The organism is Pararhodobacter oceanensis, assembly GCF_003076755.1.
In the GTDB taxonomy this organism is placed as follows: Bacteria; Pseudomonadota; Alphaproteobacteria; order Rhodobacterales; family Rhodobacteraceae; genus Pararhodobacter; species Pararhodobacter oceanensis.
The window spans coordinates 232,072-246,649 of sequence record NZ_QDKM01000002.1; the positions used below are offsets into that span (position 1 = coordinate 232,072).

12 protein-coding genes and 1 riboswitch are annotated in these 14,578 nt (G+C 64.1%); of the genes, 6 read left to right on the forward strand and 6 right to left on the reverse strand.

What is annotated here, in order from left to right:
- Nucleotides 1-93 precede the first annotated feature (93 nt).
- Nucleotides 94-420, reverse strand: coding sequence for a preprotein translocase subunit YajC (gene yajC / locus DDE20_RS05515; RefSeq protein WP_116557471.1), 327 nt, complete (start codon nucleotides 418-420; stop codon nucleotides 94-96).
- A 167-nt stretch (nucleotides 421-587) separates the two neighbouring features.
- A riboswitch (FMN riboswitch) is annotated at nucleotides 588-736 on the forward strand.
- Nucleotides 737-809: 73 nt separating this feature from the next.
- On the opposite strand from yajC, the gene DDE20_RS05520 reads away from it, so the two are divergent.
- Nucleotides 810-1,244: a 6,7-dimethyl-8-ribityllumazine synthase gene (locus DDE20_RS05520; protein ID WP_116557472.1), complete on the forward strand. Its 435-nt coding sequence runs from the start codon at nucleotides 810-812 to the stop codon at nucleotides 1,242-1,244.
- Nucleotides 1,245-1,868: 624 nt separating this feature from the next.
- On the opposite strand, the gene acnA is transcribed toward DDE20_RS05520, so the two are convergent.
- Nucleotides 1,869-4,649 carry an aconitate hydratase AcnA gene (gene acnA, locus DDE20_RS05525; protein ID WP_116557473.1) on the reverse strand — a complete coding sequence of 927 codons (2,781 nt, stop codon included), beginning with the start codon at nucleotides 4,647-4,649 and terminating at the stop codon, nucleotides 1,869-1,871.
- 552 nt (nucleotides 4,650-5,201) lie between these two features.
- Here acnA and DDE20_RS05530 point away from each other — a divergent pair.
- Nucleotides 5,202-6,095, forward strand: coding sequence for a DUF1223 domain-containing protein (locus DDE20_RS05530; RefSeq protein WP_116557857.1), 894 nt, complete (start codon nucleotides 5,202-5,204; stop codon nucleotides 6,093-6,095).
- Nucleotides 6,096-6,127: 32 nt separating this feature from the next.
- Here DDE20_RS05530 and DDE20_RS05535 read toward each other — a convergent pair whose 3' ends face one another.
- The 4 genes from DDE20_RS05535 to fabG form a co-directional block, all read right to left on the reverse strand.
- A complete protein-coding gene (locus tag DDE20_RS05535; RefSeq protein WP_116557474.1) occupies nucleotides 6,128-7,018 on the reverse strand; it encodes a lysophospholipid acyltransferase family protein in 891 nt (296 codons plus the stop codon).
- Nucleotides 7,019-7,124: 106 nt separating this feature from the next.
- The gene (locus tag DDE20_RS05540) at nucleotides 7,125-8,024 is read right to left on the reverse strand and encodes a lysophospholipid acyltransferase family protein (RefSeq protein ID WP_116557475.1); all 900 of its coding nucleotides are present in this window, start codon (nucleotides 8,022-8,024) and stop codon (nucleotides 7,125-7,127) included.
- A 171-nt stretch (nucleotides 8,025-8,195) separates the two neighbouring features.
- The gene (locus DDE20_RS05545) at nucleotides 8,196-8,429 is read right to left on the reverse strand and encodes an acyl carrier protein (protein ID WP_116557476.1); all 234 of its coding nucleotides are present in this window, start codon (nucleotides 8,427-8,429) and stop codon (nucleotides 8,196-8,198) included.
- Nucleotides 8,430-8,883: 454 nt separating this feature from the next.
- Nucleotides 8,884-9,621, reverse strand: coding sequence for a 3-oxoacyl-[acyl-carrier-protein] reductase (gene fabG, locus DDE20_RS05555; protein WP_116557478.1), 738 nt, complete (start codon nucleotides 9,619-9,621; stop codon nucleotides 8,884-8,886).
- Nucleotides 9,622-9,869: 248 nt separating this feature from the next.
- Between fabG and fabF the strand changes: the two genes are divergently transcribed.
- The 4 genes from fabF to DDE20_RS05575 all read left to right on the forward strand — a co-directional run bounded on the left by fabF (nucleotide 9,870) and on the right by DDE20_RS05575 (nucleotide 14,077).
- Nucleotides 9,870-11,132: a beta-ketoacyl-ACP synthase II gene (gene fabF / locus DDE20_RS05560; protein WP_116557479.1), complete on the forward strand. Its 1,263-nt coding sequence runs from the start codon at nucleotides 9,870-9,872 to the stop codon at nucleotides 11,130-11,132.
- Nucleotides 11,132-12,283, forward strand: coding sequence for an endolytic transglycosylase MltG (gene mltG, locus DDE20_RS05565; protein WP_116557480.1), 1,152 nt, complete (start codon nucleotides 11,132-11,134; stop codon nucleotides 12,281-12,283). The genes fabF and mltG overlap by 1 nt, the downstream gene beginning before the upstream one ends.
- Nucleotides 12,284-12,450: 167 nt before the next feature.
- Nucleotides 12,451-12,795 (forward strand): hypothetical protein, encoded by a 345-nt coding sequence (locus DDE20_RS05570; RefSeq protein WP_116557481.1) that lies wholly within the window; start codon nucleotides 12,451-12,453, stop codon nucleotides 12,793-12,795.
- The gene (locus DDE20_RS05575; RefSeq protein WP_116557482.1) at nucleotides 12,788-14,077 is read left to right on the forward strand and encodes a DNA-packaging protein; all 1,290 of its coding nucleotides are present in this window, start codon (nucleotides 12,788-12,790) and stop codon (nucleotides 14,075-14,077) included. The genes DDE20_RS05570 and DDE20_RS05575 overlap by 8 nt, the downstream gene beginning before the upstream one ends.
- Nucleotides 14,078-14,578 lie beyond the last annotated feature (501 nt).

Genomic DNA, 14,578 nt, shown 5'->3' on the forward strand with positions numbered 1-14,578 from the left:
CCTTGCTTGGGGTCGGGCCGACGATGGGGCGCGCGAGGGCGCTAAAAGGGCAAACGCCGCCCGAGGGGGGCGGCATCGGCGATCTTCGGCGGCTTATTCGGACGCGGCGGGTTCGGTCTTGGACAGAACATTGGTGACGGTGGCGCGGACCACACGGATTTTCACCCCGTCGGCGATCTCGACTTCGACTTCACCATCGTCCTTGACCTTGACGACCTTGCCGATGACGCCGCCAGCGGTGATGATCTGGTCGCCGCGGCGCAGGTTCTCGATCATCGTGCGGTGCTCTTTGGCCTTCTTTTGCTGTGGGCGGATCAGTAGCACCCACATGATCCCGAAGATCAGGACAAAGGGGATCAGCGACGAGAACAGGCTGCCGGCGCCGCCCGCGGCTTGGGCATAGGCTGGGGTGATAAACATAAGGCTCCTCAGGAGTGGTAAGAGTGTCGAAAACGCACAACACGGTCTATTTGGCGCGCACCCTATATGGGGGCTGTGGCGAGTTCAAGCGAGACCGGAGGGCGAAAAAACCGCCGGAATGGCGATTTTTAGTGCTTGCCTTTGCGGCAATGGCAGAGCATTTCTGGGGCTGTTCTCAGGGCGGGGCGAAATTCCCCACCGGCGGTAAGCGGTCAGACCCGCAAGCCCGCGAGCGCCGCGCCGGTTTCGGAGCGGGTCAGCAGATCAGGTGCGATGCCTGAGCCGACGGTCACAGTCCGGATGAAAGAGAACCCAGACTTCGCGCCGCCCTCGTGGGGCGCGTGGGACGGGGCGCCTTGGGTGATGTGTCGTTACCAAAGGAGATCGCTATGACACCCACCCGTTTTGCATTCATTAAGGCCCAATGGCATGCCGAGATCGTTGATCAGGCGCTGGAAGGCTTCACGCAGGTGATTGATCCGGCGCTGGTCGATGTGTTCGACGTGCCCGGCGCCTTCGAGATGCCCCTGCTGGCGCGCGATATGGCGGCCTCGGGGCGTTACGGCGCGGTCGCCTGTGCGGCGCTGGTCGTCGATGGCGGCATCTACCGGCATGAATTCGTCGCGCAGGCGGTGGTCGACGGGCTGATGCGGGCGGGGCTGGATACCGGCGTGCCGGTGCTCTCGGTCTCGCTGACGCCGCATCATTTCCAGCCGACCGCGCATCATATCGCGATCTACCAGACGCATTTCATCGAGAAGGGCCGCGAGGCGGCGCAGGCGGCGCTGGCGATCGGGCGGGCAAGGGCGCAGCTGGCGGCGTAGGGGCAGAGCGGGTATTGCGCGGGAACAAGGCGAAGCCCCGCTAACGTTGTGAGCTTGGCGTCACGCTATTTGCGCGGAATCAAGGCGAAGCCGCCGCACATCGCCAGTCCGCCCCTTCGGGCTGGCGATTTGGTGGCTGTAGGCGCGCCGCTTGGAGGGGGCTCGGATTGGGCTGCCATAAAGCGCGTCGTTCTACGGTGGGTCGCCATCCCGCGGACTGGCACTGCGCGGCTATGTGGCGAGTGTTGCAGGGGAGGCAGTTGTCTGTCGATGGGAGCGCGGCTTTCTTGGGCATCGTAGCAATGCGCCAATTGCACGGAATCAAGGCGAAGCCGCCGTGCATCGCCAGACCGCCCCCTGGGCTGGCGATCTGGTGGCTGTAGGCGCATCGCTTGAATGTTCGGCGGATACAGCCGCGATAAAACGCGCCACTCCACGGGCGGGTCGCCATCCCGCGGTCTGGCGATGCTCGGCTATGTGGGGCGTGTTGCTGGGGGAGCAAGTTCGCTGTTGTTGGAAACGCGGCGGCTTCGCCTTGATGGCGCGCGGGGCGAGCCTCCACCGTTTCCACCCAACAAAAAAGCCCCGGCACTGCCGGGGCTTTTTCTATTCTCATGCAGTCTCTTACGACTTGGCCAGATCGCGCAGCACGTAGTGCAGCACGCCGCCGTGGCGCACGTAGTCGACTTCGATCTCGGTGTCGATCCGGCATTTGATCTGGATCGTTTTCACCGTGCCATCAGCGTAGGTGATCGTGCAGGGCACCGTCGACAGCGGCTTGAGATCGCCCTCGAGCCCCTCGATCGAGACGGTTTCATCGCCCTTCAGACCCAAGGTCTTGCGGGTGTCGCCATCGGTGAACTCGAAGGGAATAACCCCCATGCCGACGAGGTTCGAGCGGTGGATACGCTCGAAATTCTCGGCGATCACCGCCTTGACGCCCAACAGGTTGGTGCCTTTCGCCGCCCAGTCGCGCGACGAGCCAGCGCCGTATTGCTCACCACCAAAGATCACCAGTGGCACGCCGGCCTCTTGGTAGGCCATCGCGGCGTCGTAGATCGAGGTCTGCGCGCCATCGGGGCCCTTGGTATAGCCGCCTTCGACCCCCTCGAGCATCTCGTTCTTGATGCGGATGTTGGCGAAGGTGCCGCGCATCATCACTTCGTGGTTGCCACGGCGCGAACCATAGGAGTTGAATTCGCGCACCGGCACCTGCTTGTCCGAGAGATACTGACCGGCAGGGCTGTCCACGCGGAACGAACCGGCGGGCGAGATATGGTCGGTGGTGATCATATCGCCCAATACCGCCAGCACTTTCGCGCCGGAGATATTGCTGATCGTGCCCGGCTCGGCAGACATGCCTTGGAAATAGGGCGGGTTCTGCACATAGGTCGAGTTGATCGGCCAGTCATAGGTCTCGGCGTCGGTGGTCTCCACCGCCTGCCACTGCTCGTCGCCTTTGAAGACATCGGCGTATTTCGACTGGAAGGCCTCGCGGGTCACGGTCTGTTCGACCAGATCGGCGATCTCCTGCGTCGTCGGCCAGATGTCCTTGAGGTAGACATCATTGCCGTTCTGGTCCTGACCCAGCGGATCGCGGGTGATATCGACGTTCATATCGCCGACCAGCGCATAGGCCACCACGAGAGGCGGCGAGGCCAGATAGTTGGCGCGCACATCGGGGCTGATCCGGCCCTCGAAGTTGCGGTTGCCCGAGAGCACCGACGTCGCGATCAGATCGTTATCCGCAATCGCCTTGCTGATTTCGGGCTCCAGCGGGCCGGAGTTGCCGATACAGGTGGTGCAGCCATAGCCGACAAGGTTGAAGCCGACCGCGTCGAGATCGTCTTGCAGGTTCGCCGCCTCAAGATAGGCCGAGACCACCTGCGAGCCCGGAGCCAGCGAGGTTTTCACCCAGGGCTTGCGGTTCAGACCCAAAGCGCGGGCCTTGCGTGCGACCAGACCGGCGCCGATCATCACATAGGGGTTCGAGGTGTTGGTGCAGGAGGTGATCGAGGCGATCACAATCGAGCCATCATGCAGCTGATAGGGCTCGGAGCCGTCAACACAGGCGACAAAACCGCGGCGGTGATGACCGACATCACCGGGGATCTCGCGCGGAGCGGGCTGGCCGCCTTCGCCTTCCCAACGGTCTTTTTGCTTTTCATTGGCCGGTTTGCCGGCGCGCTCACCCTCGACATACTGGGCGAAAGTGGTCGCCGCCTTGTCGAGTGCGATATGGTCCTGTGGACGCTTGGGGCCCGAGATCGCCGGCACCACGGTGCTCATGTCGAGGCTCAGGGTGTCCGAGTAGATCGGCGCATAATCGGCACCGCGCCAGAAACCGTTTTCCTTGGCATAGGCTTCGACCAGCGCGATCCGCGCTTCGTCGCGACCGGTGGTGCGCAGGTAACGCAGGGTCTCGTTGTCGATCGGGAAGAAGCCACAGGTGGCACCGTATTCGGGCGCCATATTGGCGATCGTGGCGCGGTCGGCCAGCGGCAGACGGTCCAGACCTTCGCCGTAGAATTCGACGAATTTGCCAACCACGCCCTTGGCGCGCAGCAGCTCCACCACTTTCAGCACAAGGTCGGTGCCGGTGGTGCCTTCGGTCATCGCGCCGGTCAGTTCAAAGCCGACAACTTCGGGGATCAGCATCGAGATCGGCTGGCCGAGCATCGCGGCCTCGGCCTCGATCCCGCCAACACCCCAGCCAAGCACGGCAAGGCCGTTGACCATGGTGGTGTGGCTGTCGGTGCCGACCAGCGTGTCGGGATAGGCGACGGTTTCGCCGTTCTGGTCCTCATCGGTCCAGACGGTCTGCGCCAGATACTCGAGGTTCACCTGATGGCAAATTCCGGTTCCCGGCGGCACAACGCGGAAGTTGTTGAACGCCGACTGGCCCCATTTGAGGAACTGGTAGCGCTCCATATTGCGCTCATACTCGCGGTCAACGTTCATCTGGAACGCGCGCGGGTTGCCGAATTCGTCGATCATCACCGAGTGGTCGATGACCAGATCCACGGGGTTCAGCGGGTTGATCTTCTGGGCGTCGCCACCCAGCGCCTTGATCCCGTCGCGCATCGCGGCGAGGTCCACCACGGCGGGCACGCCGGTGAAATCCTGCATCAAGACGCGGGCCGGACGATAGGCAATCTCGCGCGGGCTATGGCCGCCGTTCTTGGCCCAGTCGCCAAAGGCGCGGATGTCATCGGTGGTGACGGTCGAGCCGTCCTCGAACCGCAACATGTTCTCGAGCACCACTTTCAGCGCGGCGGGCAGGCGGGTGAAATCCCCCAGTCCGGCGGCTTGCGCGGCGGGGATAGAATAATAGGCAATCGACTGGTCACCAACTTTGAGCGTCTTGCGCGTCTTGGTGCTGTCGTGTCCGACGATAATGGTCATGGGTAGGCTCCCTTCGGGTAAAGAGGGGTTTGGCTGGACTGCTCTTGCCCCATATGATGGGACCGATCAAGGGGGGGCGGCTCATTTTGTATACCATTGTGCACAAAAAGATGCCAGCCTGCGCCGGCTGGGTCTCGGGTAGGGGAACAGGTGGTGTAACGGGGTGTTGATCTGGCGTCTGAAGATGCGCTTTGCCCGCCGCCGCGAGCCGCGCGATTTCCTGCCCTCGCGCTTGCGGCCCTGTCACAAGACGGTGTAACCGCCGGTTCCGGGCTTGCCGCGCCTTGCATGACGGCGCATTTGCCGTTTGAGTGCTGACTGACGATAGGAGACGCATCAATGATGCCCAATGCATATTCGCGGAGAGAGTTGCTTGCCGCGGATCAAATGGTGCCGCGCCAGACGGCTGAAGGCCGACAGCCAGTGGGCCAGGAGCTTATGGGCCAGTTGGTTGTGGGCGCTCCGGTTATGGGCGGGGCCGTTGCTGCGCTGTCGCCGGTTGCGCGGGGTGATGCCACGTTGAGCAGAGCGGATACCAAAGCTGTTTCGGTAATGCCGTCCCGTGTCGCGCGGGGGCTGGCGGCTCTGCGCCGTGGCACTGTGCTGGCGGCTGTGCTGGGCACTGTCGCGCTGGCGCCTGCCGCGGCGGTGGCACAGGAAGCGAGCGAAGAGCGCGCGGATTATCCGGTGGTGCTGGAACTTTATACTGCGCAGGGCTGCGCCTCATGTCCGCCGGCTGATGATATGATGCTGGAACTGGCCGCGCGCGATGATGTGATCGCCTTGGCGCTGCATGTGGACTATTGGGATTACATCGGCTGGGCGGATTCCTTTGCCGATCCCGAACACGCGCAACGCCAGCAACGCTATGCACGGCGCCACGGGCATTCGACGATCTACACGCCGCAGGTGGTGATCAACGGTATCGAGATCGTCGAGGGCTTCCGCGTCATGCAGGTGATGGAGATCATCGGCGAGCAATTGCGCCGCCGCCCCGATATCGACATGCAGCTTGCGCGTATCCCCGGTGACCGGTTGCAGATCGAAGCCCGCCCCTATGACCATGTGGCGCCGGTGCTCGGCATGGCCTCGCGGCGTCAGGCGATGCCCAATGCGGTGGTCGGCACCCTGAGCATGGGCGATGCCGCCGCCTCCCCCGAGGCTGCGGTGCCCGCCGCGCCGCCGAGCGATGCCATCGGTGATGATATCTATTCGGTGCAGATGGTGCGCTATCGCCCGTTTGACGAGGTCGAGATCCTCAGCGGCGAGAATGCCGGATTGCAGGCGCGCTATGCCAATATCGTGATTGATTGGCAGTTGGTGACGACATGGGACCTGTCATCGCCCTTGGAGGTGACGGTGCCGCTGGCGGGGGATGATCCGGTGGTGGTGATTGTGCAGGAATCCGGTCAGGGCGAGATCATCGCCGCGACCCGTCTTCGCTGAGCGCCGCTGACGGGCGGGCTGAGGGATCGCCCTTAGGGATTATCGGGCGTGTTTTTCCAGCGCCGGTGCAGCCAGAACCATTGCCCCTTATGCGCCATCACCCGTGCCGCCGCGCTGTCGTTGAGCGCTTGGGTCATGGTGGTGGCATCGCTATGCGGGATCGGCTCTTCGACCTCGATGGCAAAGCTGAACCCGTCGGCGTTGCGGGTGGCATAACCGGGCACCAGAAGCGCGTTGTATTTCAGTGCCAGTTTCGCCGCGGAGGTCGCGGTCCATGCGGGTTTGCCAAGGAAATCAAGCAGCTCGCCATGGGACATATAATGGTCAACCAGCATCCCCAGCATGCCGCCCGCGCGCAAGAACCGCACCATATCCGCCATGCCGTGTTTGTCGCTGGGAAACAGCGGTTTGGCGATGCTTTCAATGGTAGCGACATAGCGCGCATTGGAGGCGGGATTGGACATCGGTTTATAAAGCCCGCCGACACGGAAACCGCGCGCGGTCAGCGCCGCGCGCCAAGCGTCGTAATTGCCGTAATGCGCGGTCACCAGAATCACCGGCCTGTTCTCGGCATGGGCCTGATCGAGCGCGGCAAGACCGGGCCCGTGGATCGGCATGTCACCGGCAAAGCGGGCAAACTCGGCGCCCGAGTGTAACTCCATCATCGCGCGCCCGAAATTATCCGCCACATCGCGGCAGACCGCGCGGATCTCGGCCTCGGGCATATCGGGAAAGATATAGGCGAGATTGGCGCGGGTGCGTTTGTTCAGGGCCAGCGGCGCAAGGATATTGCGGGCGATCCAGCCCATGGCGCGCACGCGGGTCTTATAGGGCAAGAGCCGCATCGCCCCGACCAGCGCCCCGATGGTGCGGTCCTCGATCCGGTGGCGGAGAGATAGCGGTGCTTGCGGGGTCTCGGTCATAGGGTTCGCTCGGGGCTGGGTTCTGGCGTTCTAGACCCGGCGCGGGGGCGAGGCAAGCCACGGGGCTTTTGGGCGGATTCTGAGGAGCTACGGCTCTTGGGTGGAGTTACGGGTGATCGGGCTTGCGGCGTTTGTGCCACCAGACCCATTGCGCGGGATGGGCGCGGACCTGTGCGCCGATGCGCGCGTTGAGGTCTCGGGTCATCTGCTCGGGCGTGCTGTGCGCAACCGGCGTGTCGATATGGATGCGAAAACCGGGCGCCTCTGGCGTGCGGATGCCGAACACCGGCACCACCAAAGCGTCGTATTTCAGCGCCATCTCGGCGATCGACAGCACCGTGCGGGTGGGGCGGCCGAGAAAGTCGATCAACACGCCATTGGGCCGGTCGAGATCAATCAGAATGCCGAACATTCCGCCCTTGCGCATGAACCGCAGCAGACCCTTGAGCCCCTCAGAGGTGTCGGGGAACATCGGCGCGCCCGAGGCGGAGACCGAGCGCACATAAAGATCATTGAGCGCGGGGCTCGACATCGCTTTGTAGAACCCGCCGATATGATAGCCGCGCGCGTTCAGGGACAGGCGCGGCACATCGTAATTGCCGAAATGCGCCGAAACGAGGATCGCCGCGCGGCCCTGCGCCTTGGCCTCTTCGAGGGCGGCAAAGCCGGGGCCTTCGGGGGGCACGGTGGCGGCGAGACGGGCGAGGTCTTCGGGCGAGAGGATTTCGGTGGCGAGGCGCGCCAGATTGCCGGGCACCTGCGCGGCGATGCGTTGCGCCTGCGCCTCGGGCAGATCGGGCATGAAATGCGCCACCGCCGCGCGCACCTTGCGGCGCACCGAGGAGAGCCGCCCGACCAGATGCTCACCGAGCCAGCCCGAAAGCCGCACCCGCGCGGGGAACGGCAGGTAAGACAGCAGCGAGAGATAGGCCATGCCCAGCCGGTCGCGGCGTGTCTCGGTCGGGGTATCGGCACCGGTATCGGCATCGGGGGCAGGGGGGGACATGTGCGGCTTCGTATCTGGGAGGCTGGGAGCGCAGCAAGTGGCTGAGTGCGCAACAAGCGGTTGCCGGAGTTGTAGCGGCGCGCTTGGCAAATGGAAAGCGCGGCCGCCCCGAGTGGAGACGACCGCGCCAATTCATCGATCACTTCGCCGGCGCATCTGCGCCGTGGCGAATTAGACCGCTTTGGTGATGAAGCCCACCGCGTCGCCGAACGACTGGATGTTCTCGGCGGCGTCATCAGGGATTTCAATGCCGAATTCTTCTTCGAACGCCATGACCAGCTCGACAGTGTCAAGGCTGTCTGCGCCCAGATCGTCGATGAACGAAGCGTTCTCGGTGATCTTGTCTTCTTCGACGCCGAGATGCTCGACTACAATCTTTTTCACACGATCAGCGATGTCGCTCATGTTCAGTCCTCGTTTACAAGCAGGCGGTGACCGCCCAGATATCTAGTTGCTCTCGCAAGCGGTGACGGCATGCACGCTGATGTCAACGCAAAGCCGGACCGGCGCGGGATCTTGCCCGGCTCAATCGACGCCGCCTATAGCACAGACAACTCGATTGGCAAACGTTTTCAGACACCCTTTGTCGGATCAAAGCGGGATCAAAAAACATTCGCTCGGGACGGTTACACAGTTTCCGGGTTTTGCCAAGTGTCGAAGATCATTGCCTTACTCGCTGCGCGGATTGGCGCGACTGGGCAGGGCGCGGAAAGCGGCGCGGTCCGCGCGTGCTGCAGCGCGGCAAAAATGCCACAGCCGATGCCAAGGAGCGGCGGCACTGATTCTGGGGGGTAATAGAGCGGCTGGCAGTCATCGGTCGGACTGCCAGCCGCTAGGGCGCCGCAGGGTGGTTGCGGGCTCAGAGCATCGCCATGCCGCCATTGACGTGCAGCGTGGTGCCGGTGACATATCCGGCCTCGGGCGAAGACAGATAGAGCACCGCGGCGGCGATTTCCGCAGGTGAGCCCATGCGTCCGGCGGGGATCTGGGCGTTGATCTTGTCTTTTTGATCGTCGGTCAGCTTGTCGGTCATCGCGGTGGCAATGAAGCCCGGCGCCACGGCATTGGCGGTGATGCCGCGGGTGGCGACCTCGGCGGCAATGGATTTGGTGAGGCCGATCATCCCCGCCTTGGAGGCGGCGTAATTCACCTGACCGGGGTTGCCGGTGGCGCCGACGATCGAGGAGATATTGACGATCCGACCCCAGCGCGATTTCATCATCGGGCGCATGACCGCGCGGCACAGGCGCATGGTGGCGGTGAGATTGACGTCGATCACCGAGGCCCAATCGTCATCGGACATGCGCATAAAGATCTGGTCGCGGGTGATACCGGCGTTATTGACCAGAATATCGAGCCCGCCCATCGCCGCAATCGCGGCTTTCGGCAGCGCCTCGACGGATTCGGGATCAGAGAGGTTGCAGGGCGTGACATGGGCGCGCTCGCCCAATTCCGCCGCCAGCGCGTTCAGCGGCTCTTCGCGGGTGCCCGAGAGGGCCACGGTGGCGCCGGCGGCATGCAGCGAGCGGGCGATTTCGGCGCCGATGCCGCCCGAGGCTCCGGTGATCAGGGCGCGTTTGCCGCTTAGGTCGAACATGGGAATTCCTTTGGTTCTTTGCGTGTGTTTTGGCCGTGCAGGGGGCCAGCCCCCTCTGGCCTGCGGCCATTCACCCCCGGAGTATTTCCGGCAAGATGATGCGGGCGCAGGTCTGGTGACGGTCTCATTGCGGTTGTAGCAAGCGAAAACCACTTGCGCCAGATATCGCTCGAAGCGGGCGGGTCGGGCTTTTCCCGCGCGGAAACAATGTGTATCACGCTGGCGAAGCCTTAGTCGGAGGAATGCAGATGCGCCGAGTCGTGGTCACGGGTCTTGGAATGGTGACGCCGCTTGCTTGCGGTGTCGAGGAAACATGGAAGCGCCTGCTGGAAGGCCAGTCGGGGGCAGGGCCGATCACACGGTTTGACGCCAGTCATCTGGCGACCACCTATGCCTGCGAAATCCCGCAGGGCGATGGCAGCGACGGCACGTTTAATCCCGATGACTGGATGGCGGCGAAAGAGCGGCGCAAGGTCGATGACTTTATTCTCTATGGTGTCGCGGCGGCGCAGCAGGCGGTGGAAGACGCCGGCTGGACGCCCGAGGACGAAGACAGCCGCTTGCGCACCGGCGTGATGATCGGCTCGGGGATCGGCGGGCTGACCTCGATTGCCGATACCGCGATTGTGCTCAAGGAGCGCGGGCCAAAGCGGGTGTCGCCGTTCTTTATTCCGGGCGCGTTGATCAATCTGATCTCGGGGCAGGTGAGCATCCGCTACGGGTTTAAAGGCCCGAACCATGCGGTGGTCACCGCCTGTTCGACCGGCGCCCATGCGATTGGCGACGCGGCGCGGTTGATCCAATGGGGTGATGCCGATGTGATGGTCGCGGGCGGGGCCGAATCGCCGATCAGCGAGATCGGGATCGCCGGTTTCAACGCCTGTAAAGCGCTCTCGACCAAACGCGGCGACAATCCCACGGCGGCAAGCCGCCCCTATGACGCGGACCGCGACGGGTTCGTCATGGGCGAGGGCGCGGGCGTGGTGGTGCTGGAAGAATACGAGCATGCCAAGGCGCGCGGCGCGAAGATTTACTGCGAGATTGTCGGCTACGGGCTGTCGGGCGACGCCTACCATATCACCGCACCGTCGGAGGATGGCGAGGGCGGCTACCGCGCGATGGACGCGGCGCTGAAACGTGCCGGTTTGGAGCCTGCGGCGGTGGATTATATCAACGCCCATGGCACCTCGACCATGGCCGACACGATTGAGTTGGGCGCGGTCGAGCGGTTGCTCGGTGATGCGGCAAAGGATGCGACGATGTCCTCGACGAAATCCGCCATTGGCCATTTGCTGGGCGCGGCCGGGGCGGTTGAGGCGATCTTCTGCGTCTTGGCGATTCGCGACCAAGTGGCGCCGCCGACGATCAACCTTGATAATCCGGCGGTCGAGCCGAAGCTGGATCTGGCGGCCAATGAAGCGCGGCACCGTAAGATTGACGTGGCGCTGTCGAACTCCTTTGGCTTTGGCGGGACCAATGCCAGCCTCGTGTTGAGGAAGGTCACCGACTGATGTGGAAGCATTTCGCGGCAAACGCGCTGACGCTATTGATCGTCGGTCTGATCGTGCTTGCCGGACTGGCGGCGATGGCGCAGCGCAGCTTTGTTGCGGAGGGGCCGCTGGAGCAGGCGATCTGTCTGCGCATTGACCGCGGCGCCAATCTGCGCGCGGTGACGCGGTCATTGGAAGAGCAGGGCGCGGTGTCGAGCGGGATGCTGTTCCGCGTCGGCGCGCAATATGACGGGCGCGACAGTCAGTTGCGGTTCGGCTCGTATTTGCTGCCCGCCGAAGCCTCGATGACGCAGATTCTGGATATCATCACCCAGGGCGGGGCCTCGACCTGCGGCACCGAAGTGTTGCTGCGGGTAGGTGTGACGCGCGCGGAGTATCTGGTGCGGGAGCTGGATCCGGCGACCAATCGGTTCTCGGAGGTGCTGGAACTGCCCTTGGAGACCGAGGAATTCCCTGAGGAATATCAGGCGCTATCGGTCCTGCCCGACACGCGGTTCCGCATTGCGATTGCCGAGGGTGCAACCAGTTTTCAGGTGATGAACGCGCTGGAGAATGCCGAGTTTCTGAGCGGCGAGATTGCCGAAATCCCCGCCGAGGGCACGCTCTCGCCTGACAGTTATGAAGTGCGGCGCGGGGCGGATCGGGAAGAGCTGATCGGCGATATGCAGGCGCGGCAACTGGCGATCCTGACTTCCGCCTGGGAGACCCGTGCCGAGGGGCTGCCGCTGGCGACGCCCGAGGAGGCGCTGATTCTGGCCTCGATCGTGGAGAAGGAAACCGGCGTTGCCGAGGAGCGGCGGCTGGTGGCCAGTGTCTTCATCAACCGGTTGAACACGCCGATGCGGCTGCAGACCGACCCGACGGTGATCTACGGGATCACCCGTGGCCGCACGGTGCTGGGACGCGGGTTGCGGCGCTCGGAGTTGAACGCCGAGACGCCCTATAACACCTACCGCATCGACGGGTTGCCGCCGACGCCGATTGCCAATCCGGGCCGCGCCAGTATCGAAGCGGTGCTGAACCCCGAAGAAAGCGACTATCTGTTCTTTGTTGCCGATGGCACCGGTGGCCATGCTTTTGCCGAGACTTTGGCCGAGCATAACGCGAATGTCGCGCTGTGGCGGCGGATCGAGGCGGAGCGGAATCAATAGGGTTTGAGCCGCTGCCTGTTGCGCGTCAGGGTTGAAAATCTTGACTCAGCGCACGCAATAATGTAGTGATTGCGGCAAGCTGGAAGAATTGGGCAAGCGGCACGGGGCAACCTGATGCCGCTTTTCCTTTTCGCGCGCATGGAGCGGCGAAACAGCGGGCAACACGCATGGATAACAACGATCCCGAGACAGGGGAGACGGCCTCGCACCATCTGGTGGCGCAGGCGGAACGGCAGTTGTTTGCGTCCGGGGAGGCTTTGGACGCGATTTTGGCAGAGATCAAAGCAGGCAATTTTGGCGCGACCAAGGATCTTTCGGGCGCCATATCCGGCCTGCGCAAAGGGTTGGAGGCGGTGTTCAGTGAACGCGCAAAGCTGGAAAAATTCGACGGTCAGCACGGACATAGATCCGGAGAGCTGGATCTCGCTGCCGCAGGCGCCGAGGTCCGACGCCGAATGGCTCGCCTGCGCGCCTCATTCGGTGCAGGAGGCGTTTCTGGCGGGGATGAGTGACGGCGCTTTGCTGGCGCTGCCGTGGTTGTTTGATTTTTGGGCGATGCCGCATCAGGTGGCGCCCGCGGGCGATTGGCGCACATGGGTCTGTATGGGCGGGCGCGGCGCGGGCAAGACCCGTGCCGGTGCCGAATGGGTGCGCGCGCAGGCCGAGGGGGCGACACCGCGCGACACAGGTGCGGCCTCGCGGATCGCGCTGATCGGCGAGACCTATGATCAGGCGCGCGATGTGATGGTGTTTGGCGACAGCGGGATATTGGCCTGCTCGCCACCCGACCGGCGGCCGAAATGGGAGGCGACGCGGCGGCGGCTGGTCTGGCCGAATGGCGCGGTGGCGCAGTGTTTCTCGGCGCAGGACGCCGAGGCGTTGCGCGGGCCGCAGTTCGATGCTGCTTGGGCGGATGAACTGGCGAAATGGAAGGCGGCGCAGGAGGTTTGGGATATGCTGCAATTCGCCCTGCGTCTGGGCGAGGCGCCGCGCTGCATTGTCACCACCACCCCGCGCGGGCAGGCAACGCTGAAGGCGCTGCTGGCGCAGCCCTCGACGCGGGTGACGCAGGCACCGACACAGGCAAATAGGGCGTGGCTGGCGAAGAGTTTCCTCACCGAGATCGAGACCCGCTATGGCGGCACGCGGCTGGGGCGACAGGAATTGGAGGGCGTGCTGCTCGATGACACCGAAGGCACGCTGTTCCCGCAGGCGCTGATCGAGGCCGCCCGCTGCGAGGCGGTGCCTGCCTTCGACCGCGTAGTGGTGGCGGTGGATCCGGCGGTGACCGGCCATGCGGGCTCGGATCTCTGCGGTATCGTGGTGGTGGGTGCGGTGACCCGCGGGCCGGTGGCGGACTGGCGCGCCTATGTGCTCGAGGACGCCAGTATCCGCGCCGCCAGCCCCAGCGATTGGGCGCATGCCGCGATTGCCGCGATGCAGCGGCATGGGGCGGACCGGTTGGTGGCCGAGGTTAATCAGGGCGGCGATCTGGTGAAAGCCGTGTTGCAGCAGGTCGATCCCTTGGTGCCCTACCGCGCGGTGCGGGCGGCGCAGGGCAAGGTGCTGCGGGCCGAGCCGGTGGCGGCGCTTTATGAGCAGGGCCGGGTGCGGCATCTGCGCGGGCCGGGCGAGGGGCTTGGCGCGCTGGAGGCGCAGATGGCGCAGATGACCGCGCAGGGGTATCGCGGCGAGGGCAGCCCCGACCGTGTTGATGCGCTGGTCTGGGCGCTGCATGAGCTGATACTGGCGCCGTCGATGGGGCAAAGACGGCCGAGCGTGCGGGTGGTTTGAGAGCCGTGCATTGCCAGACCGCGGGATGGCGGGCCGACCGTGGAGCGGCGCGGTTTATGGTGGCCAAGCCCGATTGGCACCGAAAAGGGGCGATGAGCTTTGGGAAACGTTACCCTGTGCCGCCCTCGATGAGCCGTGCGTTGCCAGACCGCGGGGTGGCGATCCGACCGTAGAGCGAGGCAGTTTATGGTGGCAAAATCCGTGCGACAATCAAGCGACGTGCCTTGGGCAACCAAATCGCCAGCCCGGGGGGCGGTCTGGCGATGCGCGGCGGCTTCGCCTTGAGTCCGCGCGGGAGCAGGGCGGAGGGCGCCACGTGTTAGGAGCTGAGGGTTCAGTAGTCTGGGGATGCGCGGCGGTTTTGCATTGATGTCGTGCGGAGTGGCGCAGGTGTTGCGGCCTTCTTCCACCCCACCGCACGCTCCCTATCCAGAATCGTAATCCTTCACCGCGATAACTCCTCTCAAGCCCGAGGCACCGGATTTCACCGGCACCGCGACA

What these genes read in the sequence shown, in the direction of transcription:
- yajC (WP_116557471.1), bottom strand. Translation starts at nt 420, where the DNA reads ATGTTTATCACCCCAGCCTATGCCCAAGCCGCGGGCGGCGCCGGCAGC.
- DDE20_RS05520 (WP_116557472.1), top strand. Translation starts at nt 810, where the DNA reads ATGACACCCACCCGTTTTGCATTCATTAAGGCCCAATGGCATGCCGAG.
- acnA (WP_116557473.1), bottom strand. Translation starts at nt 4,649, where the DNA reads ATGACCATTATCGTCGGACACGACAGCACCAAGACGCGCAAGACGCTC.
- DDE20_RS05530 (WP_116557857.1), top strand. Translation starts at nt 5,202, where the DNA reads ATGCCGTCCCGTGTCGCGCGGGGGCTGGCGGCTCTGCGCCGTGGCACT.
- DDE20_RS05535 (WP_116557474.1), bottom strand. Translation starts at nt 7,018, where the DNA reads ATGACCGAGACCCCGCAAGCACCGCTATCTCTCCGCCACCGGATCGAG.
- DDE20_RS05540 (WP_116557475.1), bottom strand. Translation starts at nt 8,024, where the DNA reads ATGTCCCCCCCTGCCCCCGATGCCGATACCGGTGCCGATACCCCGACC.
- DDE20_RS05545 (WP_116557476.1), bottom strand. Translation starts at nt 8,429, where the DNA reads ATGAGCGACATCGCTGATCGTGTGAAAAAGATTGTAGTCGAGCATCTC.
- fabG (WP_116557478.1), bottom strand. Translation starts at nt 9,621, where the DNA reads ATGTTCGACCTAAGCGGCAAACGCGCCCTGATCACCGGAGCCTCGGGC.
- fabF (WP_116557479.1), top strand. Translation starts at nt 9,870, where the DNA reads ATGCGCCGAGTCGTGGTCACGGGTCTTGGAATGGTGACGCCGCTTGCT.
- mltG (WP_116557480.1), top strand. Translation starts at nt 11,132, where the DNA reads ATGTGGAAGCATTTCGCGGCAAACGCGCTGACGCTATTGATCGTCGGT.
- DDE20_RS05570 (WP_116557481.1), top strand. Translation starts at nt 12,451, where the DNA reads ATGGATAACAACGATCCCGAGACAGGGGAGACGGCCTCGCACCATCTG.
- DDE20_RS05575 (WP_116557482.1), top strand. Translation starts at nt 12,788, where the DNA reads ATGAGTGACGGCGCTTTGCTGGCGCTGCCGTGGTTGTTTGATTTTTGG.